A 23,033-nucleotide genomic window follows, 5' to 3' on the forward strand; every position below is an offset into this window, starting at 1 on the left:
TAATGCATCATCCGGCAAAGCAGAAGCCCCATGCCGGGACGACCGGCATGGGGCTTCGAAACGTGAAGGCCCTTTTATGACCCGACCAAGGCTAGGGATGCCTAGCCGAGATAAGGATAGAGTGGGAAGCGATCGGTCAGGCTGACGACCTTCTGCTTGACTGCCGCTTCGACGGCAGCGTTGCCCTCGTCCGAATTGGCAACCTTGAGACCGTCGAGCACTTCGGTGATCAGCTGGCCGATCTCGCGGAACTCGGCCTCGCCGAAGCCGCGCGTGGTGCCTGCCGGCGTGCCGAGACGGACGCCCGAGGTGACGAAGGGCTTTTCCGGATCAAACGGAATGCCGTTCTTGTTGCAGGTGATGTTGGCGCGGCCCAAAGCTGCCTCGGCGCGCTTGCCGGTGGCGTTCTTGGGTCGCAGGTCGACCAGCATCAGATGGTTGTCGGTGCCGCCCGAAACGATGTCGAGGCCGGTGTCCTTGAGGCTCGCGGCCAGCGTCTTGGCATTGGCGACGACATTGGCCGCATAGGTCTTGAACTCCGGCTTCAGCGCCTCGCCGAAGGCGACGGCCTTGGCGGCGATGACGTGCATCAGCGGGCCACCCTGCAGGCCGGGGAACACGGCCGAGTTCATCTTCTTGGCGATGTCCTCGTCATTGGTCAGGATCATGCCGCCGCGCGGGCCGCGCAACGATTTGTGCGTGGTGGTGGTGACGACATGGGCGTGCGGCAGCGGCGACGGATGCACGCCGCCGGCAACCAGGCCGGCGATGTGGGCCATGTCGACCATCAGATAGGCGCCGACTTCATCGGCGATTTCGCGGAAGCGCTTCCAGTCCCAGATGCGGGAATAAGCGGTGCCGCCGGCGAGGATCAGCTTGGGCTTGTTCTCACGGGCAAGGCGCGCGACCTCGTCCATGTCGAGCAGGTTGTCGTCCTTGCGCACGCCATAGGAGACGACCTTGAACCACTTGCCGGACATGTTGACCGGCGAGCCGTGGGTCAGGTGACCGCCCGAATTCAGGTCGAGGCCCATGAAGGTGTCGCCTGGCTGCAGCAGCGCCAGGAACACCGCCTGGTTCATCTGGCTGCCGGAGTTCGGCTGGACATTGGCGAACCTGCAGTCGAACAGCTTCTTGGCGCGCTCGATGGCGAGCTCTTCGGCGACGTCGACAAACTGGCAGCCGCCATAATAGCGCTTGCCGGGATAACCCTCGGCGTATTTGTTGGTCATGATCGAGCCCTGCGCCTCGAGCACGGCGCGGGAAACGATGTTTTCCGAGGCAATCAGCTCGATCTCGTGACGCTGGCGACCGAGCTCGTTGCGGATCGATCCGAAGATCTCGGGATCGGCCTCCTCGAGCGGGGTTCCAAAGAAGGTTTCGAGGTGTTTCGAAGCGGCCATCGGTTCTGATCCTTGCTGTTCCGGGGACTGGTCCGGAGGGGCATCGGGGAAGTTCGGCGGCCATTAACATACTTGCCCCAGCGTCGCCACGTGCGGTGCGAAATTTCGTGGTCGCATTTGGACCAAACCGCCACTGCAACAAAAAAACAGACCCGGGAAAGCCTGCTGGATAACGCAAGCACTCCTTGCGAGGAACTTGACGCACAAGGTTCCCCCGGCAAAATACCGTCATGAAAAAGATATCGCTCGAATTGATGCTGCGCGGCGAGCAGCAAAGCCCGCTCTGGCCTGACAACACGCTGGGGAAAATCGGGTACTTCCTCGGAACACCCGATCGCTGGGACTTCGCGAACGAAAGCTTCTTCTCGTGCCAGCTTGGTTACGCTGACTTCGAGATCAATCTTCAGGCGCGCGACAACCAGATTGTCGTGACCAGGTTCTGGGTGGAACTTTGGGACACGCCGGAAGGCGAACCGTCCCCCAAGAAGACACGCATCCGCCTCGCACGCGGGATTAAGGTGGAGCTGGACCGCGTCCAGCCCGGGCTTGCGCTTGCCGATGCCCGAACCTTGCTGGACTCTCTTGGCGTCAAGTTTCAGGAGTTCGATCGCAACGACGCATCCGAAATTGTCAAAGAGTTCAGGACAGTGTCAAACGCCGAGCTGTTGTTCTTCCGCGGTCCGGATGGACCGGTCCTGATGGAAGTCCATTTCTTCTCGGCAGACGAGTAGAAGACAGCCGCCACCTCATCGGCCGATGCCCGCAGCAAGCACAAAAAAGCCGCCCCGAAAGGCGGCTTTTTTGGCTTGTCGCTGCGGCTCAGAGAGCCGAGGTGATCTGCAGCTCGTCGACGCCATCGCGGCCATAGATGTCGTCGCGGAACTGCACGACACCATCGCCGGTCGACCATGCCGAGACGTAGGTGAAATAGACCGGCACCGGATTGGTGACGGGGACCGGGGTATTTTCGCCCGACTTGATGGCCTGCTCGAAATGCGAGCGGCTCCAGCCCGGCGTGTCACGCAGGATCCAGGTGACGAGGTCGCGCACGTTCTGGACGCGCACGCAGCCCGAGGAGTCGAAGCGCATCAGCTTGCCGAACAGGCTCTGCTGCGGCGTATCGTGCATGTAGACGCCATCCGGGCTGGGGAAGTTGATCTTCACCGACGCCATGGCGTTGTTGGCGCCCGGATCCTGGCGGAAGCGGTACTTCGCCGCCTCTTCCGTCGACCAGTCGACATTCATCGGATCGACTTCGCTGCCATCCGGCGCAAACAGGCGGATCTTGTTGTCGGTCAGGTAGTTCGGGTTCTTGCGCATCAGCGGGATGATGTCCTTGCGGACGATCGACACCGGTGCGTTCCAGTAGGGGTTGACGACGATCTCGTTGATCTTCGAATTGACGATCGGCGACTGGCGGTCGACCTTGCCGACGATTGCGGTATGGCGCAGCACGACGCGGTCGTTCTCGACGGCTTCGACCTGGGCAGCCGGAATGTTGACGTTGACATAGCGCTGGCCGAGCGTGCCGGCCTGGGCCTGGATACGGCCAAGGTTGGTCTCGAGCTGGCCGAGGCGAATCTGGGCGCTGATGTTCATCGCCGCATAGGTGTACTGGCCCATGACGCCGTCATCCGGCAGGCCGTGGCGTGCCTGGAAGCGCTTCAAGGCGGCGTCGACATAGGTGTCGAAGGAATCGGAAAGGCCAGCGCGCGGCGACAGGTCGCCCGAAACCATCAGGCGCTTGCGCAGCAGCTGGACATCGGGGTCCTCGACGCCGAGCCTGAGTTTCTTGGCGGCCGGTACGACCGGCCAACCGCCCTGGGCGACGATGTTCTGGTACTGGGCAATCGCCTGCTGGGTGAAAGCAGCCGTCTGCGCGGTGAAGACCGGCAGCGTGCTGGCAACCTTGGCGCCCTGGCTGACGCGGGCGTCGAACTGGTCGTCCCAATTGCCGCGGCGCGACGAGCCGAGAACTTCGCCGATCACGTCCTGAGCGCTGGCTGCGCCCGACAAGGCTGCCATGGCGATTGCGCCGGCACCGGAGAGAAAGAAACGGCGGTTCGTTTTCATGGACGTTCCAGACATATTCGCGCAACACAACCGGCAGGAAATCTCCGGCGACGATATGACGGCCATACTTAACAATTAGCCAACCATAACCCGGCATCACTAAGGCGTGAAACGCGACTTCATCGCACGGGTTGCTGACGGCCGAACAGGCAGATCTGGCACATCACAGCTTCCCGATAGTCATTCGAATATGGCGGCAACATGGCTGCCGCGCCTTCCATTGAATGTCGGTGCGCTAAAAAAGGAAGGACCGGTGCATTTCTGCAACCGGCCCTGCGACTGGAGGTCGTTCCTTTGGAAGCATGGGAACAGGGCCGTAAGGCAGAAGGGCGTCAGAAATGGAGCGTGGCACCTGGGGTCACGTCGACCTGTCGCCCTGCTGCCTTACTGCCCTGTTCCCGCTTGCCTGCACGCTTACATCCGGTAGGCGATGGTGTCGTTCCAGAAGCGGTCGAGGCGCTGCAGGGCACGGTTCATCTGCTTGAACTCGTCGGTGTTGATGCCGCCGACATGCTCGATCGAACCGACATGGCGGTCATAGAGACCTGCAACAACCTCAGCGACGTCCTGGCCCTTCGGCGTCAGGCTGACACGGACCGAGCGGCGGTCGATGCGCGAGCGCTGGTGGTTGATGAAACCGAGCTCGACAAGCTTCTTGAGGTTGTAGGAGACGTTCGAGCCCAGATAGTAGCCGCGTGAGCGCAATTCGCCGGCGGTCAGTTCTGCATTGCCGATGTTGAAGAGCAGCAGAGCCTGGATCGCATTGATGTCGCTGCGGCCGTTGCGATCGAACTCATCCTTGATAACGTCAAGAAGACGACGATGAAGTCTTTCAACAAGCTGCAGAGATTCCATGTAAAGCGAACGGATCGCTTCGTTACGGTCCTCGGAAACCATGGCGGGCTTGGCCACCTGACGCGAATTGATCATTGTCTTTGCCTCTCTGTTTTCGCCTGGTGACTTTTTTGTTTGATGTCACCTTGATCGCGAACTTATCGAATACCCATAAAATTCGACTTAAACGTCAGGCTTAACAAGGGCTTACCGGGGACAGGTTTCGAAAGAGGGTTAACGAAACCCACTTCGAGTAAGAATAATTAACCTTGTATTTTACGGGATTGCAGCCAACGCACTGAAAGCGTTGGCTGGGGGCAATTCCGGGCAAAGCGTTGAAGCGGCTTTCCGTCCGGAATTGCGCAAAAACAAAAGACAGAGAGATCGCGCTGCGAAGAAGAGCGGAAACGCCTAGTGCGCGGCGCGGCGCCTCTTCAGGTGCAGGACGATGCGGAAGGCCGCGTAGATCAAGGCCACCGCAATGTGGGAGGCGACGATCAGCGGCCGGCTTCCGAACAGTTCGGGGAAACCTGCATACATGGCGATCTCGGTCACGGCGCAAATGAACCAGATGACCGGCCCCCAGGACGACAGCATCCACAGGCCGATGGCGGCGAAGGGGAAAAACACCGATAGCGTCACCGCTGCGACCTGCCAATGAATCGGCATCAGGTCGAAACGCCAGAGCGGGCCGTCATAGAGGCCGATGAGGCGAACCCAGTAGAGGATGCCAAACAGCAGGCAATAGCCTGCCACCACGCGCAGAAACAAGGCGAAGGCGCTCTCTATCGCCGACGGATGCATCTCGCGCAGGCGGCTTGCGCTGTCGGTCACAGGGCAAGTTCCCTGTCGCCAAGCGTTTCGAAATAGCGGTCGATGTCGAGCGGATCGACATCCTCGAGCCGGGCCGGTTGCCATTGCGGCGTCGACCCCTTGTCGACCAGCACGGCGCGGATGCCTTCATAGAAGTCGCGGCCGGCCAGCATGCGGTTGAGGATGCGAAACTCCATCCGCATGCAGTCTTCCATCGACATTGTCAGGCCGGCCCTCACCTGCCGGAACGCAACCGACAGGCTGGTGGGCGAACGCTGCAGGATGGTCGCGAGCGTCTTCCGGGCGAACTCGCTCGAATCCGTTTCCAGGCTTGAGATGACGTCGGACAGTGTCGGCGCGGAGAAATGCCTGGCGATCGCCTCAAGCGTTTCGCGCTCGGTCTCGCGCTTGGCCGGGCGGAAGAAGTTGCGCAGCATCGCCTCCGGCTCGCCGGTTTCGCACAGGCGCTCCAGCAGCCCGATCTGCCCGTCAGCCGAAATCGTGTGTGTCGCAAGGCCCGACCACAACGCGTCGCCATAACGGATCCGGTTGCCGGTCAGCGCTAGGTACATGCCGAAATGGCCGCCGAGGTCGGGCAGCAAATGGCTGCCGCCGACGTCGGGGAAGAAGCCGATACCGACTTCGGGCATGGCGAATTGCGCGTTTTCGGTCAGCACCCGATGCGAGCCATGAAAGGAGATGCCGACGCCACCGCCCATGACGATGCCGTCGATGAACGAAACATATGGCTTGGTATAGCGCTGGATCTGGGTATTGAGCCGGTATTCATCGGCGAAGAAGTCCACCGGCGCATGGCCGGCGAGGCCGGCGTGATAGACGTGCAGGATATCGCCGCCGGCACAAAATGCCCTGCCCTCGGCCTTGACCACGACGATGGCGACGTTGGGGTCGACCTGCCATGCGGTGAGTGCCCTGGACAGTGCCAGGACCATCTTGTGGGTCAGTGCGTTCAGCGCCTGCGGTCGCGTCAGCGTGACGATGCCGGCGGCTCCGGAGCGCTCGAAGCGGATTTCGTCGTCGCCGCCAAAGTCCATGTCCACTGGAATCCCTCACATCAGGCTGAGTGTGCAGAGCTAATGTGGAGCGCATGGGTGCGTCAATGCCGCAGGTCCCATCCTGCATCTTGGTCTTGGGCAAACCGGCATGCTAAAAACTGCACAATTGCCGGAGAATACCGATGAACAAGTTCACCCCAGCCAAGCCAGCCGGCGCCCGCAGCGTCGACGAAATTACCGGCAGCCGCCGCCTGCGCCGCATGCGCAAGGCCGACTGGTCGCGCCGGCTCGTCCAGGAAAACCGCCTGACGGTGGACGACCTGATCTGGCCGATCTTCATCATCGACGGCGAGAACCGTCGGGAAGTCATACCGGCGATGCCAGGCGTTTATCGCATGTCGGTCGATCTCGCGGTCAAGGAAGCGGAACGGGCGGCAAAGCTCGGCATTCCCGCACTTGCCACCTTCCCCAATGTCGAGATGGGCCTGCGCGACCAGACCGGGGCGCATATTCTCGAACCCGACAACATCATCAACCGCGCCACCCGCGCCATCAAGGCGGCGGTGCCGGAGATCGGCATCATCACCGACGTCGCGCTCGACCCGTTCACCAGCCACGGTCATGACGGCATCCTGCGCGACGGCGTCATCGTCAATGACGAGACGGTTGCCCAGGTGGCGGCCGCCGCCGTGCTGCAGGCCGCAGCCGGTTCCGACATCATCGCGCCCTCCGACATGATGGACGGTCGCATCGGCGCCATCCGCGACGCGCTCGACGACAACGGCTTCCATGACGTTGCGATCATGTCTTACGCGACCAAGTTCGCTTCGGCCTTCTACGGCCCCTACCGCGAGGCCATCGGCACGCAGGGCCTGCTCAAGGGCGACAAGAAGACCTATTACATCGACCACGCCAACTCGGACGAGGCGGTACGCGAGGCCGAGCAGGATCTCGCCGAGGGCGCCGACATGCTGATGGTCAAGCCCGGCCTGCCCTATCTCGACATCATCCGCCGGCTGAAGGACGAGTTCCGCGTGCCGACCTTCGCCTACCAGGTGTCAGGCGAATATTCGATGATCAAGGCAGCGGGCGCCAATGGCTGGATCGACGGCGAAAAGGCGATGCTCGAAAGCCTGCTCGCCTTCAAGCGCGCCGGCTGCGACGGCATCCTGACCTACTTCGCGCCCGAAGTGGCTGAGATGCTGAAGGGCTGAGGTCGAGCGTCTCTCCAAGAGGATTTCCGCCAGCTGGCGCCGGGATTCTTGAATCCGCCGCCGCAATTCCCATTTGTTTCCGGCGCGGGCAATCTCGTCCGCCCATAGAGGAAGTCATGACCGCACGCGTTCTGGACGGCGAAATCATCAACAGCAGGCTCGACGACAGCCGCGCCTATGACGGCGTACGTACTCGCCGCATCCTGGCGTTCCTGATCGACTATCTGATCGTCGGCCTTCTGATGATCCCCTTCGCCATCGTCATCTTCTTTCTCGGCGTGCTGACGCTCGGCCTTGGCTGGGCGCTGTTCGGCGTCCTGTTTCCGGCAGTTGCCCTGCTTTACATCTGGATGACGCTCGGTGGGCCGAACCAGGCCACGACGGGCATGCGCATGATGGGCATCCGGCTCGACCGGCTCGACGGCAGGCCGATCGATGGCCTTCTGGCGGTGGTTCACTCGGTGCTGTTCTGGGCCGGCAACGTCGTTTTGACGCCGCTGGTGCTGCTGGTTTCGCTGTTTTCCGACCGCAAGCGCACGCTGCATGATCTGCTGCTTGGCACCGTGGTCAGCCGCAGCGACAGCTAAAATTGCCATTCGGCGAGTCAAAACCGGCACTTGCGCCAAAATGTGAAGGCAAAGAATCGGCTTGCCTTCATATTCATGTTGAATTTTTCGCAGGCAGCGCCAAGCTAGGGAACATTGATTGGGAGTCTTCCTGACGCTCGATGACGCAGCATCCGACCCATTCTCCTCAGTTCTTCCTGACGGCGCCGTCCCCCTGCCCCTATCTTGAGGGTCAATTCGAGCGGAAGGTCTTCACCCACCTCGTCGGCGACAAGGCCCCCGAGATGAACGACCTGCTGACCCAGGGTGGCTTCAGGCGTTCGCAGAACATCGCCTATCGCCCGGCCTGCGAGACGTGCCGCGCCTGCGTTTCGGTCCGCATCCTTGCCCAGGAGTTCAAGGCAACGCGCAACATGCGCCGGGTGATCGAACGCAACTCCGACCTTGTCGGGGCGATGCACGACGCCGAGCCCTCGACGGAGCAGTATTCGCTGTTCCGCTCCTATCTCGACGCCCGCCATCGCAGAGGCGGCATGTCCGACATGACGGTGCTCGACTATGCCATGATGGTCGAGGACACCCATGTCACCACAAAGGTGATCGAGTATCGCCGCCGCGGCCCCGATACTTTCATCACCGGCCAGGGCCAGGGCGAATTGATGGCAGTGGCGCTGACCGACCAGATGTCGGACGGCCTGTCGATGGTCTATTCCTACTACAATCCGGAAATGGACGAACGCTCGCTTGGCACTTTCATGATCCTCGATCATATTGCCCGCGCGCGCGCCATGGGCCTGCCCCACGTCTATCTTGGCTACTGGGTCAACGGTTCGCGCAAGATGAACTATAAGGTACGCTTCACACCTCAGGAGCATCTCGGCATGAAGGGCTGGGAGCGTTTCGAAGGCGACATCTGAGCCCGTCCGGCCCGTTTCCACGCTGCCGTCGACCATCTGGCAGGGGGATATTCGTGGCCGACACTCAATCGAACCACTCCAAGGGATTGCTGCTGACAGGCATCGGCGGGCTGGCGCTGACAGTCGACATTCCGCTGATCAAGCTCGCCGACGGCAACAACTGGTCGATCCTGCTGATGCGCAGCGGAACGACGTTCGTCGCCGCCATCCTGATCTGGCTGGTCTGGCGCTCACTGAGCCCGAAGGCGCCGCAACTCATCCCCGGTCGTGCCGGCCTCGTCGTCGCCGCTCTCTACGGCATCGGTTCGATTTCGTTCATCACCGCCGTCTACAACACTTCGACCGCCAACCTGGTGTTCATCCTGGCCTTCAACACGGTGTTTTCGGCCGTATTGTCGTGGATGTTCCTGCGCGAAAGGCCACGACCGGCAACCCTGCTTGCCATGCTGGCGATGGTCGGCGGCGTGTCGATCATCGTCGGCAGTTCGATCGGAACCGGCCACCTGTTCGGCGACCTGATGGCGGTATGCTCGGCCTTCTGCATCGCCTCGGCCATCACCATTTCCCGCTCCAGCGGCAAGGACATGGGCTTTACCGCCCTGGTCGGCGTGCTGCTGCCCGGACTGGTCGCCGCCTTCATGGTGTCCAAGACGGGGTTCAAGGTCGAGGCGCCGTGGTGGATCATCTTCAACGGCGCGGTGATCATGCCGATTTCGTTCTTCTGCCTCGCCAACGGCCCGAAATACATCTCCGGACCGGAGGTCGCGATGTTCTACCTGCTCGAGACGGTGATGGCGCCGATCTGGGTGTGGATGATCTTCGCCGAGGTGCCGACCCGCAACAGCCTGATCGGCGGCGCGATCCTGATCGTCACGCTGGTCGCGCATTCGGCCTGGCAACTGTCGGAAGGGCGCAGGCGCCGGGCAACCCTCGCACGGCAACCAGCTTAGCCACTCAAGATCGAGAGTGGGGGGCTGCTCGCCCCCTAGCCTGCCTGTTTGGTCGGCACGTCGTTGCGGATGGCTTCGATGGTGCGCGGCGTGTCGCTCTCCGGCAAGGCGTTGGCTGCGGCCAGCATCGCTGCCTCGTCGGTCAACTCGACCTCCCGCAGCCACTCGCGCCAGATCGCGACAAGCAGCGCCATCAGCACCGGGCCGATGAACAGCCCGAGAAATCCCATCGTCTTGACGCCGCCGATGAGGCCGAAAAAGGTCGGCAGGAATGGCAGCTTGATCGGGCCGCCGACAAGCTTGGGGCGCAAGGTCTTGTCGACGATGAAGAGCTCGATCGAGCCCCAGGCAAACAGGGCGACACCGGCAATCGGCGAGCCGCTGGCAACCAGATAGACAGAGACAAGCGTGAACGACAAAGGCGCGCCACCCGGGATCAGCGCCATGAAACCGGTGAGCACGCCAAGCGTCACCGGCGACGGCACGCCCGCGACCCAATAGGCAAGGCCAAGCACCACGCCCTCGCCGATGGCAATCAGCGTCATGCCGGTGACGGTGGCACTTATCGTCTTGGGCACGACGCGCGAAATGCGCTCCCAGCGCATCGGCAGGATGCGCTCGCCCAGCCGGTCGAGCTGGCCGACGAAGGATTCGCCGTCACGATAGGTGAAGAACAGGGCGATCAGCATGAACAGCAGCGTCAGAAGGATGCCGAAGGCACTGCCGCCGGCAGCGAGCACGCCGCGATAGATGCTGCCGATGTTGGCTCCGCTGAGAAGCTGGGCCAGTTCGCCAATGGCGCCGGGATGGCCGACATAGCGTGTCCACTGTTCGTTCAGCCATTCGCCGACGACCGGAAGGTTGTTGATCCATTGCGGCGTCGTCGCGCCGTGGCGGTTGGTTTCCACCGCCCAGCCGACCCAGTCGCGGATCTCGTTGACGGCATAAGTCGCGGCAAAGGAGATCGGCACGACGAGGAAGGCGATGATGAACAGCAGCGCAAGCGTCGCGCCAATGGTCCTGTTGCCATCGACGGCGACGAGCAGACGCCGGTAAAGCGGCCAGCTGGCGAAGGCGATGACCAGTGCCGCCAGCACCGGCACCAGGAAGCCATGGAAGAAATAGATGCCCGCGGCGACGATCAGGACGAGCAGCCAGCGCGCCGCCGAAAGTGGCGGCACCAGAGCGGCACGCATCGGCTGGGCAGGGCCGAACAGCCTCTGCTCTCGCTCCGGCTTACGGGGATTGGTCACGTTCAAGAGCCTGGATCTCCTCGGCCCTGAAGTGGACCCGATTGACGCCCGGCGCGCGGTTCAGCGCCGGTGGGGAGATCATAGAGCCTAAAGCGATGCCGCGCACCAAAACTTTGCCGCACCGCACGCGCTCATCTGCACCATTCCGGCCTAGCTGAACCGGCCGGTACGCGGAAAGCCCTTGGGAACCATGCGTCCGGCGGTGGCGCGCGTGCCGATCCACTCGAGCAGTTCCTCGCGTGACCGGGTGAATGTGCGCTCCGCCGAATCCAGCCAGCTCAGGCCGCTCGCCATCGTAAACGTCTTCACGTCGAGCACGCCGCCGTCCTTGTACTTCTGCAGCCTGACGCCCTTGCCGCGGGTCATCTCAGGGATCTGCTCGAGCGGGAAGACCAGCATCTTGCGGTTCTCGCCGACGATGGCGAGATGGTCGCCCTGCAGCGGAATGCAGCGCTTGGCCTCGTCTGGCGCCTTGATATTCATCACCTGCTTGCCCTTGCGGGTGTTGGCGATGACCTCCTCCTCCGGCACGGTGAAGCCGTTGCCTTCATGGCTGACCAGCAAGAGCTTGCGCTTGGGCTCGTGGACGAAGGCGGTGACGATGTCCTGATCATTGTCCATGTCGACGATGATGCGGATCGGCTCGCCATGACCCCGCCCGCCCGGAAGGCGGTCGGCGCCGATGGTGTAGAACTTGCCGCCGGTCGTGAAGACCAGGATCTTGTCGGTGGTCTGGGCGTGGAAGGCGAGCTTGAGGCTGTCGCCTTCCTTGAAGGTGAGTTGCGAGAAGTCGGCGAGATGCCCCTTCATTGCGCGCAGCCAGCCCTTTTCCGAGACGACGACCGTTACCGGCTCCTTCTCGATCATGGCGTGGTGAATGTCGGTGAGGTCGTGATCCGGCGCTTCGGCAAAGACGGTGCGGCGTCGGCCGAGCTCGGTGTCGGGACCGTAATGCTTGCGGACCTCGCTCACTTCCCACTTGATCGTTGCCCACTGCTTGGCATCGGATGCCAGCAGCGCCTCGATCTGCTTCTTCTCGATGCTGAGCGCGTCGTGCTCCTTGCGGATCTCGAATTCCTCGAGCTTGCGCAGCGCCCTGAGGCGCATGTTGAGGATGGCCTCAGCCTGGTTGTCGGTCAGGTCCCAGCGCGCCATCATGGTGCGCTTTGGCTCATCCTCCTCGCGGATGATGCGGATCACCTCGTCGATGTTGAGGTAGGCGATCAGGTAGCCGCAAAGGATTTCGAGGCGCTTTTCGATCTCGCCGAGACGGAACTTCGAGCGGCGCACCAGCACCTCGCGGCGGTGGTCGAGCCATTCGCGCAGCACGCTCTTGAGCGACAGCACGTTCGGCACCTTGCCGCGCGACAGCACGTTCATGTTGAGCGGGAAGCGGCTTTCGAGCTCGGTGAGCTTGTAGAGCGATTCCATCAACAGGCCCGGATCGACGGTGCGGCTCTTGGGCACCAGAACGACGCGAATGTCTTCGGCCGACTCATCGCGGATGTCTTCGAGCAGCGGCAGCTTGCGGGCGATCAGCAGCTCGGCGATCTTTTCGATCAGCCGCGACTTCTGCACACCATAGGGTATCTCGGTGACGACGAGGTTCCACGTACCCCTGCCCTGGTCTTCCTGCTGCCACATGGCACGCATGCGGAAGCCGCCACGCCCGGTCTCATAGGCATTGACAATTGAAGCCCAGTCATCATCGACGCTGCCGCCGGTCGGAAAATCGGGGCCGCGAACCTTGCAGTCGAGACGAAGCTCGGGATCGTCCTTGATACGCTCCCATTCGCCCGGCGAGGTCATCAGATCGGTGACCGAGGCGTCCGGATTGTCGATCAGGTGAAGGGCAGCGCTGCACAGCTCGGCTGCATTGTGCGGCGGGATAGAGGTCGCCATGCCGACGGCGATGCCGGACGAGCCGTTGGCCAGCAAGTTGGGAAACGCGCCGGGCAGGACGACGGGCTCTTCGTCCTCTTCGTTATAGGTCAGGCGATAGTCGACGGCATTCTCGGTGATGCCCTCGAGCAGCGACACCGACACTTCGGTCATGCGCGCTTCGGTGTAGCGCATGGCGGCGGCACTATCGCCGTCGATGTTGCCGAAATTGCCCTGCCCGTCGACGAGCGGATAGCGGACCGAGAAATCCTGCGCCAGGCGCACCAAAGCGTCGTAGATCGACTGGTCGCCATGCGGGTGGAACTTACCCATGACCTCGCCGACGATGCGGGCGCATTTGGCGAATCCCTGGTCAGGGTTGAGCCTGAGCAACCGCATGGCGTGCATGATGCGGCGGTGGACCGGCTTCAGCCCGTCGCGAACGTCAGGCAATGCCCGGTGCATGATGGTCGACAGCGCATAGGCGAGATAGCGCTCTTCGAGCGCCTTCTTCAGATCGACCGGTTCAATATTGTCGCCGCCATCATTTCCAGGCGGCAAGAGCCCTTTTCCCATGGGTTTGGACTAGCGGAACGGGCGATTCGCGACAAGCCTTATCGCCAAATGCAAGAGCTGACCGCCGGGCGCTGCGACAAATCTGCCCGCTCGCTAAAGTAGCAATCATGCGATCAGCCGGTCATTCACCATTTTTGCGCGTGTTGCTCAGCAGTGATTGCCTTTTTGAGCGAATTGCGGCCATTGTCGCTGCGTCGCCTTCTTCCGGTCCAGTTCGTGGCTGACGTAAGGCTGAATCATTTCAAAGTCTCAGGGATCTATGATGACGCAACACCGCTCTGCATTCCGCAAGCTCGCACTCACGACCTTCCTGTTCTCGCTGCCGCTCAATGCGGCATTCGCCCAGGATGCCACCGCGGTCGCCGAGCGGCTCAAGTCGGTGTTGGCCGGCCAGAACCTGACGCTCGCCTGGACCAGCGTCACGGGCGATGCCTCGGAAGCCGTGCTCGAAGGAACGAGCATCCAGATGGCAGGCGAAGGCAAGCCGCTGTCGATTGGCAAGCTCACGCTCAGCGGCATCACCGAAGAGAATCGCGGCTTCAAGATCGAAACGATCACGACCGAGCCCTACAGCCTCAACGAAGGCCCGACCAAGGTCGAGATCAGCCCGCTGACCCTCGGCAATGTCAGTCTGCCGGCCACCGATTCGACCGACTTGCTGGCGTCTTTCCTGATGTATGAGACCGCCAACCTCGACAATGTCAGCGTCAAGATCGGCGACAAGCAGGCCTTCCAGATGACCAACTTCGCGGCCGAGGTGACACCTCCCGCCGACGGCAACGCGATGGAGTTCACCGGTTCTGCCGAGAAGTTCACCGCCGACCTGACCCTGGTCGAGGACCCCCAGTCGAAGGCTGCAATCGAAGCGCTCGGCTACCAGAACATCTCTGGCGACTTCCAGATGGAAGGCACCTGGCAGCCGACCGACGGCCGCATGGCGCTGTCGAGCTACGACATCACCGTCGACAATGCCGGCACGCTCGGCATGACCTTCGACCTCGGCGGCTACACCGTGGAATTCCTGAAATCGGTACAGGAACTGCAGAAGAAGATGGCCGCCCAGCCGGAAGGCGCCGACAACTCGGCCCAGGGCATGGCCATGCTCGGGCTGATGCAGCAGTTGACCTTCAATGGCGCAACTGTCCGCTTCGACGACGATTCGGTGACCAACAAGGTTCTCGAATACGTCGCCAAGCAGCAGAACATGACGGCCAAGGACATCGCCAACCAGGCCAAGGCGATCGTGCCGTTCCTGATGATGGAACTGAACAATCCGGAGCTGTCGACCCAGGTGACGGCCGCTGTCAACGCCTATCTCGACGCGCCCAAGTCGATCGAGATCGCCGCCAAGCCAGCCTCGCCGGTCCCGTTCGCACTGCTCGCCGCAAGCGGCATGTCGAACCCCAAGGACCTGCCCAAGACGCTCGGCCTGACGGTTACGGCAAACCAGGACTGATCCTGGTCGCTAGATCAGGACATGAAAAAGCCCGGCATCGCTGCCGGGCTTTTTTTTCTAAGTCGCCGAGATTTTTGAGTCCAAAGAGTCGCTTGCGCGGATTGCTTAAGCTTCTTTCTTCGCCACCGCGACGCGCAGCGACAGCTCGCGCAGCTGCTGCGGCGTGGCTTCCGACGGCGCGTTCATCAAAAGGTCCTGCGCCTGCTGGTTCATCGGGAACAGCGTCACTTCACGCAGGTTCTTGGCACCGACGAGCAGCATGATGACGCGATCGACGCCGGCAGCCATGCCGCCATGCGGCGGGGCGCCGTACTGGAAAGCGCGGTAGAGGCCGCCGAACTGCTCCTCGACCTCTTCGCGCGTCTTGCCGGTCAGCTCGAACGCCTTGACCATCAGCTCGGGCAGCTGGTTGCGGATCGAACCGGAGGCGATTTCGAAGCCGTTGCAGACCATGTCGTACTGATAGGCCTTGATGGTCAGCGGGTCCTGGTTGTTCAGCGCATCCAGGCCGCCCTGCGGCATCGAGAACGGGTTGTGGGCGAAGTCGATCTTCTTTTCTTCTTCCAGCCATTCGTAGAACGGGAAGTCGATGATCCAGCAGAGCTCGAAACGATCGCGGTCGACGAGGTTGAGTTCTTCGCCTGCGCGGGTGCGGGCAGCACCGGCGAAGGAGACGAACTTCTTGGGGTCACCCGCAACGAAGAATGCAGCGTCGCCGTCCGACAGGCCAAGCTGCTGGCGGATTGCTTCGGTACGCTCTTCGCCGATGTTCTTGGCAATCGGGCCAGCGCCCTCGAGCTTGTCGCCTTCCTTGCGCCAGAAGATGTAGCCGAGGCCCGGCTGCCCCTCGCCCTGCGCCCAGGCGTTCATGCGGTCACAGAATGCACGGCTGCCGCCCGTCTTGGCCGGGATCGCCCAGACCTCGACCTTCGGGTTCGAGGCGATCATGCCGGCGAACACCTTGAAGCCAGAGCCGTCGAAATGGGTGGTGACTTCCTGGATCTCGATCGGGTTGCGCAGGTCGGGCTTGTCGGTGCCATAGGTGCGCAGCGCGGTGTCATAGGGAATGCGGCGGAACTGTTGGGTGACCGGCTTGCCGTCGGCAAACTTCTCGAACACGCCGCGCATCACCGGCTCCATCGTGTTCCAGACGTCTTCCTGGGTCACGAAGCTCATTTCGAGGTCGAGCTGGTAGAATTCGCCCGGCAGGCGGTCGGCACGCGGGTCTTCGTCGCGGAAGCAGGGTGCAATCTGGAAGTAGCGGTCGAAGCCGGCGACCATCAGCAACTGCTTGTACTGCTGCGGCGCCTGCGGCAGCGCGAAGAACTTTCCCGGATGGATGCGCGACGGCACCAGGAAGTCGCGTGCGCCTTCCGGCGACGAGGCCGTCAGGATCGGCGTCGAATATTCGGTGAAGCCCTCGCCGGTCATGCGATTGCGCATTTCGGCGATGATCTTGGTGCGGGCGACGATGTTCTTGTGCAGCGTTTCGCGGCGCAGATCGAGGAAGCGGTACTTCAAGCGAATGTCTTCTGGATATTCCGGCTCGCCGAACACCGGCAGCGGAAGTTCCTTGGAGGCCGACAGAACCTCGATTTCCTTGGCGAAGACTTCGATCTCGCCGGTCGGCAGGTTGCCGTTGACGGCCTCGGCCATGCGCGCCTTGACCTCGCCGTCGACGCGGATGACCCATTCGCCGCGCACGGTCTCGGCGACCTTGAAGGCAGGCGAATCGGGATCGGCGACGATCTGGGTCAGGCCATAATGGTCGCGCATATCGATGAACAGCAGGCCGCCGTGATCTCTTACGCGATGCACCCAGCCGGACAGGCGAACGGCGGAGCCGACGTCGGATTTCCTCAACTGAGCGCAGGTGTGGCTGCGGTAACGATGCATGGCAAATTTTCCGGTTCAGGCTGTTTGGACGTCACGCCGGGGCGACAGCTGCGCCCGGGCCTAAAATTGGCGCGAAAAGCGCATGGGTGCCCGGTTTTGTCAAGGTAAAGCCACCGCGGGCCGTGTCCCCGACTGCTTAAAAGCGCTTCTTCAGCCAGACCCTGGAGTGCCCGGCCGGACAATCGTCGATCCGGCCGAACTCCTCATATCCCAGGCGCTTGTAGAATTCCGGCGCCTGGAATGTGTACGAATCGAGGTGAACGCCGATGCAACCGCGCTGCCTTGCCGCCGCCTCGGCCTGGGCGAGCAGCCGCTGGCCGAGGCCCTCGCCGCGGTGAGCGCTGCTGATCCACAGCCATTCGACGAACAGCCATGTGTATTCGGACGAACCCTTGAGACCGCCTGCAACCGAACCGTCGTCACCACGGGCGACGACCCACAGGTCCTGGTCGTTGTGCGGACCGGCCGTGTCGAAATTGTAGGCGTTCAGCCCTTCGCCGATGAAGCTGGCCGTCTCGTCGTCAATGGTGGTACTCACGGTCAATGTCGTCATCGCGGCCTCATTGGTCCCTGACAATTGGGCATCCCTGACAATCCGGCATCCCTCACAGTTGGGCGTCCCTCGCAATCGAGCCGGCGGGCCAAGGCCGCGCACGCCAGCCGCCTCCGCGGCGGTGACGTTGGCGCAGTCGACGGAATATGTCGCACCAGCGGCTGTCTGCCATTGACCGATCAGACAAACTGTAGCCACCTCAGCTTTTGTATCGCGTGCCTGATGTCCTCCATACGTCCCCTCATCCCGCTCCTGATCACCGCCGGCATCCTGCTGGGCGGCAACGGCCTGCAAAGCACCTTGATTGCGCTGCGCGGCGCGCAGGAGGGATTTTCGGCGTCGACGATCGGCCTGATGGGGACGTGCTACTTCGTCGGCTTCCTGCTCGGTTGCCTTTTCATCTCGCGCATCATGAAGGCCGTCGGCCACGTCCGCGCCTTTGCGGCACTCGCTGCCATCGCCGCCTCGGCGACGCTGACATTGGTGCTCGTCATCGACCCGGTGATGTGGTCGGTGATCCGCTTTGCCACAGGCTTCTGCTTCGCCGGGCTGTTCACGGTAATGGAGAGCTGGCTCAACTCGGGCGTCTCCAATCATGACCGCGCCCGCATTCTGGCGATCTACCGCATCATCGACATCGGCTCGGTGACCGGCGCACAGTTCATGATCCCGGTCTTTGGCGCCGGCGGCTTCACCATCTTCGCCATCATGTCGATCATGATCACGCTGTCGCTGGTGCCGGTGTCGCTTGGCGACCGTTCCAATCCGACGCCGCCCGAAGAGGTCAAGCTCGATCTCAGGCGCGCCTGGCAGATCTCGCCGCTCGGCAGCATCGGCTGCATCTTCGTCGGCGTCACCAACAGCGCCTTTCGCACGCTGAGCCCGATCTATGCCGAGCAGATCGGCCTGTCGGTGACCGACGTCGTCACCTTCGTCAGCGTCGGCATCATCGGCGGCGCGCTCATCCAGTACCCGCTCGGCTACATGTCCGACCTATGGGACCGCCGCATGGTGCTGCTCGTCACCACGGCGGGTGCGATGGCCTCGGCGCTGATGCTGGTGTTCTTCGCAGGCGACTCGCCGCTGGCCAATTTCATCTACGTCTTCATCTTCGGCTCATTCGCCATGCCGCTCTATTCGCTGTCAGCGGCGCATGCCAACGACCGCGCCGAGAAGGGCGAGTTCGTGCTGATCAATGCGGCGCTGATGCTGTTCTACTCCGTAGGCGCCATTGCGGGTCCGTTCGTGGCCTCTCTGGTGATGGAGCGATATGGCCCGCATGCGCTGTTTAGTTTCAGTGCTGCCGTCTACGTCGTGTTCGTCGCCGTCATCATCTACCGCATGGGCTCGCGCTCGCCGGTGCCAGCCGGCCATCGCGGCCGCTTCATCGCCTTGTTGAGGACGTCACCCATTTTCGCCCGTCTTGCCGGCCGAAACAGCCCCACCAACGGCACTGATGACGGCTAGACATCCTCGTCGGACGTGCAAGTGCTTGACGAAAGGGCGCCCGGCTGAAATGGAAAGATAACGCGTTCTGATAAAAGCAATATTATGCATGTAATAACGACCCAGGACGAACTCGAAACCGTCGTCGCCGCTCTCGAAAAATCCAACTTCGTCACGGTAGACACCGAGTTCATTCGCGAAACCACTTTCTGGCCCGAGCTCTGCCTGATCCAGATGGCAGCACCCGGCGTTTCAGCGCTGGTCGATCCTCTGGCCCCGGGCCTCGATCTCAAGCCGTTCTTCGCGCTGATGGCCAATGAGGCGGTGACCAAGGTTTTCCATGCCGCCCGCCAGGACATCGAAATCATCTTCCATCTCGGCGCGCTGATCCCGCACCCGGTGTTCGACACCCAGGTCGCGGCGATGGTCTGCGGCTTCGGCGACAGCGTCTCCTACGAGCAGATCGTCCAGAAGATCACAGGCGGGCGCATCGACAAGTCGTCGCGCTTCACCGACTGGCGCCACCGGCCGCTGTCGGAAAAGCAGCTCGACTACGCTCTGGCCGACGTCACCCACCTTATCGATGTCTACAAGCATCTCGTTACCGAGCTCGAGCGCGAGAACCGCGCGCACTGGCTGAACGAAGAGATGGAGGTCCTGAACTCCCGCGAGACCTACGACCCGCTTCCCGAAGATGCCTGGAAGCGGCTCAAGATGCGGCTGCGCAAGCCGCAGGAGCTGGCCATCGTGCAGGCGGTGGCGGCCTGGCGCGAGCGCGAGGCGCGCGAGCGCAACGTGCCGCGCGGGCGTGTGCTCAAGGACGACGCGATCTATGAAGTCGCCCAGCAGGCGCCGCGCGACGCCGTGGCCCTCGCACGGCTGCGCACCACGCCTAAGGGCTGGGAGCGTTCGTCATCGGCGACGGCACTGCTTGCCGTCGTCAATGCGGCGCTTGAAATCCCGCGCGACCAGCTGCCCAAGCTGCCCAGGACTTTCCAGCCGCCGGAGGGCTCGAGTGCCGCCGCCGAGTTGCTAAAGGTCCTGCTGCGGCTCGTTTCCGAAAAGGAAGGCGTCGCTCCCAAGGTGCTGGCTTCCGGCGACGACATCGACCGCATTGCCGCCGAAGGCGAGGCTGCCGACGTCCCTGCCCTTCAGGGCTGGCGCCGCTCGGTGTTCGGCGAAGCCGCGCTGAAGCTGGTGCGCGGCGAACTCGCCATCCGTTTCGACAAGCGCAAGATCGCGGTGTTCGAGATCGACGCCTGAAAAGCCTGCGGCGCGGTTCAGGCCGCGCCGGCGAGATGCAGCGCGAACCAGATCCAAAGCAGTGCCAGAAGCAGCGCGCCTGCAATAAAGGCAGTGCTGCGATACTTGACCCGGTTGCTGGTCAGGTGGAACCAGGCATGCACATAACGCAACGCCACGAACAGCCATGCCAGCAACAGCGCGACGTAAGAAACGCCTGAAGTCACGTAGAGCGACAGGCTCACGACGTAGAACAGCACCGGCAGTTCGAACTGATTGATGACATTGTTGGCAGCGGTGACGCTCGATTCAGGCTCGGTCGACCGCGTCTTGAACTGGTTGACACGGGCTTCGCCCGAACGAACCGCATGCCTTCGACGGGCCGAAAGCACGGCATAGACGATGTAGACCAGCAGGACCTGAGCAAGCAGGGGCCAGAAAATGACGGCCTGATTCATAAGCATTACCTCAATAATATTCAAACAATCACAATGTCATTCGCCATGGCACGTCATTCGGATCAATCGAGAATTTACGGGCGTGGGCGAGACCGGGCATGAAGCATCGTCCCATGATCGGCCAAACATGATGCTCCCTGCAACAGCCAATCGCCTTCAGCGGCCTCGTCGGTCATCCAGGCGGGAAACCTAAGCCCGCGAACGCGATACACGAGGATTGACGGCGACGCACCGTCCAGGGGTGAGGCTGTTCGCGGCTTGCTCGCCCGCGACCTCGAGTTCACCGACCCAGTCGATTCCGAGAAGCCCGGTCGATGCCGAGAAGCCCGGTTGATTCCGGGAAGAAAGAGAAGGTCTCGAGACGGCTCCGAGCCTGTCAGCCAGCCCTGTGGCTTCCGATATCGGCTGAATCTGATCGGTTGCGCCTCGCCGCCAGGGCAAAGGCTGCGATGACGACAACCGGTACCGCCAGAAGCGCGAACTTCGTCACGACCAGCGCAGAGGCCAGAGACATCGATTTCGCCCCGGCTGACGGCGGGTCGGACAGGATGCGCGCGACGACGATGTTCTGGGCATAGTCTGATATCGTGTAGGGCAGCACCAAGGTCAAAGCCGTGACCGAGCGCATGGTCTCTGACAGGGCTGCGAAGCGCGGCAGATGCTCGCCTGATTTCAGGACGAGACTGACCAGCGTCAGCGACAGCAATGCCGGAAAGACCAGGTCGAAGGTCAGGTAGTGCCAGACCAGAATGATCTCGGCGCCCGGCCGCCCCAAAGCCGCGACCCAGGCAAAGGCTTCGCTTTCCGAGAAACCCAGAAAACGCAGATCGAGCGACGGCAAGCCGCCGCTCAGGCTGCGGAAATAGAAGAATTCCAGCATCGTCATGGCGGCAAAGACCGCCGCCGTGACGACACCCAGCGCGGCGGCGTGGCGCCGCAGCCGAAGGACCATCAAATCACATGCCGCCCGGGTAGTTCGGGCTTTCGCGGGTGATGGTCACGTCATGGGCATGGCTCTCGCGCAGGCCGGCATTGGAGATGCGCACGAAGGTGGCGCGCTCGCGGAAGTCGTCCAGATTGCGGCCACCGACATAACCCATGGCAGCCTTGAGGCCGCCTGCCAGTTGGTGCAGCACGCCGCCGACCGGGCCCTTGTAGGGAACCTGGCCCTCGATGCCCTCGGGCACCAGCTTGAGCGTGTCGCGAACCTCGGCCTGGAAATAGCGGTCGGCCGAGCCGCGCGCCATCGCCCCAACCGAACCCATGCCGCGATAGGCCTTGAACGAGCGGCCCTGGTGCAGGTAGACCTCGCCTGGGCTCTCCTCGGTGCCGGCAAGCAGCGAGCCGATCATCGCAGCGCCGGCGCCGGCAGCAAGCGCCTTGGCCAGATCGCCCGAATATTTGATGCCGCCGTCGGCCACGACCGTGACGCCGGACTTCTGGGCAGCCTCGACGGCCGACATGATGGCCGAAAGCTGCGGCACGCCGACGCCTGCGACGATGCGCGTGGTGCAGATCGAGCCTGGTCCGATACCGACCTTGACGGCGTCGGCACCTGCATCGATCAACGCCTGGGCGCCGTCGGCGGTGGCGACGTTGCCGGCCATGATGCGGACCGAGTTGGAAATCTTCTTGGCGCGCGCCACGGCGTCGAGCACGCGCTGCGAATGGCCATGCGCGGTGTCGATGACGAGCAGGTCGACGCCGGCATCGATCAGCCGTTCGGCACGCTCGAAGCCGTCATCACCGACGCTGGTGGCCGCTGCCGCCCTGAGGCGTCCCTGCGCATCCTTGGAAGCGTTCGGGTTGAGCTGCGACTTCTCCATATCCTTGACGGTGATGAGGCCGACACAATTGCCATGCTTGTCGACGACGAGCAGCTTTTCGATGCGGTGCTGGTGCAGCAGGCGCTTGGCTTCGTCCTGCTCGACCGTCTCCTTGACGGTGATCAGGTTCTCGCGCGTCATCAGCTCGTAGACCTTCTGCGCCGGGTCGGAGGCAAAACGCACGTCGCGATTGGTCAGGATGCCGACCAGCCGGCCGGTCTTCTGGCCGCCGGTGCCGCCATTCTCGACGACCGGAATGCCTGAAATGCCATGCGTGCGCATCAAGGTGAGCGCGTCGGCCAGCGTGGCATCCGGGCCGATGGTGACGGGATTGACCACCATGCCGGATTCGAACTTCTTGACCTGGCGGACCTGCTCGGCCTGCTCGACCGGGGTGAAATTGCGGTGGATGACACCGATGCCGCCGGCCTGGGCCATGGCGATGGCAAGGCGCGCCTCGGTCACCGTGTCCATGGCCGCCGAAATGATCGGCACGTTAAGGTCGATATCGCCGGCAATGCGGGTGCTGATGTCGGTCTCGCCGGGCATGACCTCGGAATGTCCAGGCTGCAGCAGCACGTCGTCAAAGGTCAGCGCCAGAGCGCCGGTGGAGGATTCGATGATTTTTGCCATGGCCAACCTCGGAATGCATGAAGGGAC

Annotated in this window: 20 protein-coding genes; 8 read left to right on the forward strand and 12 right to left on the reverse strand. The window is 62.4% G+C overall.

The features are described 5' to 3' along the window. Positions 1–101: 101 nt before the first annotated feature. Positions 102–1,403 carry a serine hydroxymethyltransferase gene (gene glyA, locus DY201_RS18590; RefSeq protein ID WP_115732470.1) on the reverse strand — a complete coding sequence of 434 codons (1,302 nt, stop codon included), beginning with the start codon at positions 1,401–1,403 and terminating at the stop codon, positions 102–104. A 230-nt stretch (positions 1,404–1,633) separates the two neighbouring features. Here glyA and DY201_RS18595 point away from each other — a divergent pair, with 230 nt between their 5' ends. Continuing rightward, complete coding sequence (locus DY201_RS18595; protein WP_115732471.1) at positions 1,634–2,134, forward strand: thioredoxin domain-containing protein; 501 nt, start codon at positions 1,634–1,636, stop codon at positions 2,132–2,134. A gap of 88 nt (positions 2,135–2,222) precedes the next feature. Here the strand turns inward: DY201_RS18595 and DY201_RS18600 are convergent, their stop codons facing one another. The 4 genes from DY201_RS18600 to DY201_RS18615 form a co-directional block, all read right to left on the reverse strand. Further along, a complete protein-coding gene (locus DY201_RS18600; RefSeq protein ID WP_115732472.1) occupies positions 2,223–3,476 on the reverse strand; it encodes a L,D-transpeptidase family protein in 1,254 nt (417 codons plus the stop codon). Between the two features lie 414 nt (positions 3,477–3,890). Next, a complete protein-coding gene (gene ldtR, locus DY201_RS18605; RefSeq protein WP_109576855.1) occupies positions 3,891–4,406 on the reverse strand; it encodes a transcriptional regulator LdtR in 516 nt (171 codons plus the stop codon). A 315-nt stretch (positions 4,407–4,721) separates the two neighbouring features. Continuing rightward, positions 4,722–5,114, reverse strand: a complete 393-nt coding sequence (locus tag DY201_RS18610; protein WP_425358760.1) for a DUF6163 family protein — start codon at positions 5,112–5,114, stop codon at positions 4,722–4,724. A gap of 26 nt (positions 5,115–5,140) precedes the next feature. Further along, positions 5,141–6,178 (reverse strand): enoyl-CoA hydratase/isomerase family protein, encoded by a 1,038-nt coding sequence (locus DY201_RS18615; protein ID WP_115732474.1) that lies wholly within the window; start codon positions 6,176–6,178, stop codon positions 5,141–5,143. A gap of 143 nt (positions 6,179–6,321) precedes the next feature. Between DY201_RS18615 and hemB the strand changes: the two genes are divergently transcribed. From hemB to DY201_RS18635, 4 genes are all read left to right on the forward strand, one after another. Then, complete coding sequence (hemB, locus tag DY201_RS18620; RefSeq protein ID WP_115732475.1) at positions 6,322–7,353, forward strand: porphobilinogen synthase; 1,032 nt, start codon at positions 6,322–6,324, stop codon at positions 7,351–7,353. A gap of 116 nt (positions 7,354–7,469) precedes the next feature. Then, positions 7,470–7,940 (forward strand): RDD family protein, encoded by a 471-nt coding sequence (locus DY201_RS18625; protein WP_115732476.1) that lies wholly within the window; start codon positions 7,470–7,472, stop codon positions 7,938–7,940. A 140-nt stretch (positions 7,941–8,080) separates the two neighbouring features. Further along, complete coding sequence (locus tag DY201_RS18630; protein WP_067963014.1) at positions 8,081–8,836, forward strand: arginyltransferase; 756 nt, start codon at positions 8,081–8,083, stop codon at positions 8,834–8,836. Between the two features lie 53 nt (positions 8,837–8,889). After that, the gene (locus DY201_RS18635) at positions 8,890–9,786 is read left to right on the forward strand and encodes a DMT family transporter (protein ID WP_115732477.1); all 897 of its coding nucleotides are present in this window, start codon (positions 8,890–8,892) and stop codon (positions 9,784–9,786) included. A gap of 35 nt (positions 9,787–9,821) precedes the next feature. Here the strand turns inward: DY201_RS18635 and DY201_RS18640 are convergent, their stop codons facing one another. Further along, entirely contained in the window at positions 9,822–10,982 is a 1,161-nt protein-coding gene (locus DY201_RS18640) for an AI-2E family transporter (RefSeq protein ID WP_115733869.1), read from the reverse strand. Positions 10,983–11,189: 207 nt separating this feature from the next. Beyond that, on the reverse strand, positions 11,190–13,496 hold the full coding sequence (gene parC, locus DY201_RS18645; protein WP_115732478.1) for a DNA topoisomerase IV subunit A: 2,307 nt from the start codon (positions 13,494–13,496) through the stop codon (positions 11,190–11,192). A 262-nt stretch (positions 13,497–13,758) separates the two neighbouring features. Between parC and DY201_RS18650 the strand changes: the two genes are divergently transcribed. Then, complete coding sequence (locus DY201_RS18650) at positions 13,759–14,952, forward strand: hypothetical protein (protein WP_165915939.1); 1,194 nt, start codon at positions 13,759–13,761, stop codon at positions 14,950–14,952. Between the two features lie 105 nt (positions 14,953–15,057). Here the strand turns inward: DY201_RS18650 and aspS are convergent, their stop codons facing one another. Both aspS and DY201_RS18660 read right to left on the reverse strand, forming a co-directional pair. After that, positions 15,058–16,848, reverse strand: coding sequence for an aspartate--tRNA ligase (gene aspS / locus DY201_RS18655; protein ID WP_115732480.1), 1,791 nt, complete (start codon positions 16,846–16,848; stop codon positions 15,058–15,060). Between the two features lie 136 nt (positions 16,849–16,984). Beyond that, complete coding sequence (locus DY201_RS18660; protein ID WP_115732481.1) at positions 16,985–17,401, reverse strand: GNAT family N-acetyltransferase; 417 nt, start codon at positions 17,399–17,401, stop codon at positions 16,985–16,987. A gap of 210 nt (positions 17,402–17,611) precedes the next feature. Between DY201_RS18660 and DY201_RS18665 the strand changes: the two genes are divergently transcribed. Together DY201_RS18665 and rnd are read left to right on the forward strand one after the other, a co-directional pair. Then, positions 17,612–18,868: an MFS transporter gene (locus tag DY201_RS18665; RefSeq protein WP_280959942.1), complete on the forward strand. Its 1,257-nt coding sequence runs from the start codon at positions 17,612–17,614 to the stop codon at positions 18,866–18,868. An 84-nt stretch (positions 18,869–18,952) separates the two neighbouring features. Beyond that, positions 18,953–20,110, forward strand: a complete 1,158-nt coding sequence (gene rnd, locus DY201_RS18670; protein WP_115732483.1) for a ribonuclease D — start codon at positions 18,953–18,955, stop codon at positions 20,108–20,110. Positions 20,111–20,127: 17 nt separating this feature from the next. Here the strand turns inward: rnd and DY201_RS18675 are convergent, their stop codons facing one another. The 3 genes from DY201_RS18675 to guaB all read right to left on the reverse strand — a co-directional run bounded on the left by DY201_RS18675 (position 20,128) and on the right by guaB (position 23,006). Next, positions 20,128–20,547 carry an MAPEG family protein gene (locus DY201_RS18675; RefSeq protein ID WP_115732484.1) on the reverse strand — a complete coding sequence of 140 codons (420 nt, stop codon included), beginning with the start codon at positions 20,545–20,547 and terminating at the stop codon, positions 20,128–20,130. A gap of 376 nt (positions 20,548–20,923) precedes the next feature. After that, complete coding sequence (locus tag DY201_RS18680; RefSeq protein ID WP_115733870.1) at positions 20,924–21,499, reverse strand: hypothetical protein; 576 nt, start codon at positions 21,497–21,499, stop codon at positions 20,924–20,926. 4 nt (positions 21,500–21,503) lie between these two features. After that, positions 21,504–23,006 carry an IMP dehydrogenase gene (gene guaB / locus DY201_RS18685; protein WP_115732485.1) on the reverse strand — a complete coding sequence of 501 codons (1,503 nt, stop codon included), beginning with the start codon at positions 23,004–23,006 and terminating at the stop codon, positions 21,504–21,506. Positions 23,007–23,033: the final 27 nt, after the last annotated feature.

The organism is Aminobacter aminovorans (assembly GCF_900445235.1).
GTDB classification, from domain to species: Bacteria; Pseudomonadota; Alphaproteobacteria; order Rhizobiales; family Rhizobiaceae; genus Aminobacter; species Aminobacter aminovorans.

What these genes read in the sequence shown, in the direction of transcription:
- glyA (WP_115732470.1), bottom strand. Translation starts at nt 1,403, where the DNA reads ATGGCCGCTTCGAAACACCTCGAAACCTTCTTTGGAACCCCGCTCGAG.
- DY201_RS18595 (WP_115732471.1), top strand. Translation starts at nt 1,634, where the DNA reads ATGAAAAAGATATCGCTCGAATTGATGCTGCGCGGCGAGCAGCAAAGC.
- DY201_RS18600 (WP_115732472.1), bottom strand. Translation starts at nt 3,476, where the DNA reads ATGAAAACGAACCGCCGTTTCTTTCTCTCCGGTGCCGGCGCAATCGCC.
- ldtR (WP_109576855.1), bottom strand. Translation starts at nt 4,406, where the DNA reads ATGATCAATTCGCGTCAGGTGGCCAAGCCCGCCATGGTTTCCGAGGAC.
- DY201_RS18610 (WP_425358760.1), bottom strand. Translation starts at nt 5,114, where the DNA reads ATGCATCCGTCGGCGATAGAGAGCGCCTTCGCCTTGTTTCTGCGCGTG.
- DY201_RS18615 (WP_115732474.1), bottom strand. Translation starts at nt 6,178, where the DNA reads ATGGACTTTGGCGGCGACGACGAAATCCGCTTCGAGCGCTCCGGAGCC.
- hemB (WP_115732475.1), top strand. Translation starts at nt 6,322, where the DNA reads ATGAACAAGTTCACCCCAGCCAAGCCAGCCGGCGCCCGCAGCGTCGAC.
- DY201_RS18625 (WP_115732476.1), top strand. Translation starts at nt 7,470, where the DNA reads ATGACCGCACGCGTTCTGGACGGCGAAATCATCAACAGCAGGCTCGAC.
- DY201_RS18630 (WP_067963014.1), top strand. Translation starts at nt 8,081, where the DNA reads ATGACGCAGCATCCGACCCATTCTCCTCAGTTCTTCCTGACGGCGCCG.
- DY201_RS18640 (WP_115733869.1), bottom strand. Translation starts at nt 10,982, where the DNA reads ATGCGTGCCGCTCTGGTGCCGCCACTTTCGGCGGCGCGCTGGCTGCTC.
- parC (WP_115732478.1), bottom strand. Translation starts at nt 13,496, where the DNA reads ATGGGAAAAGGGCTCTTGCCGCCTGGAAATGATGGCGGCGACAATATT.
- DY201_RS18650 (WP_165915939.1), top strand. Translation starts at nt 13,759, where the DNA reads ATGACGCAACACCGCTCTGCATTCCGCAAGCTCGCACTCACGACCTTC.
- aspS (WP_115732480.1), bottom strand. Translation starts at nt 16,848, where the DNA reads ATGCATCGTTACCGCAGCCACACCTGCGCTCAGTTGAGGAAATCCGAC.
- DY201_RS18660 (WP_115732481.1), bottom strand. Translation starts at nt 17,401, where the DNA reads ATGACGACATTGACCGTGAGTACCACCATTGACGACGAGACGGCCAGC.
- rnd (WP_115732483.1), top strand. Translation starts at nt 18,953, where the DNA reads ATGCATGTAATAACGACCCAGGACGAACTCGAAACCGTCGTCGCCGCT.
- DY201_RS18675 (WP_115732484.1), bottom strand. Translation starts at nt 20,547, where the DNA reads ATGAATCAGGCCGTCATTTTCTGGCCCCTGCTTGCTCAGGTCCTGCTG.
- DY201_RS18680 (WP_115733870.1), bottom strand. Translation starts at nt 21,499, where the DNA reads ATGGTCCTTCGGCTGCGGCGCCACGCCGCCGCGCTGGGTGTCGTCACG.
- guaB (WP_115732485.1), bottom strand. Translation starts at nt 23,006, where the DNA reads ATGGCAAAAATCATCGAATCCTCCACCGGCGCTCTGGCGCTGACCTTT.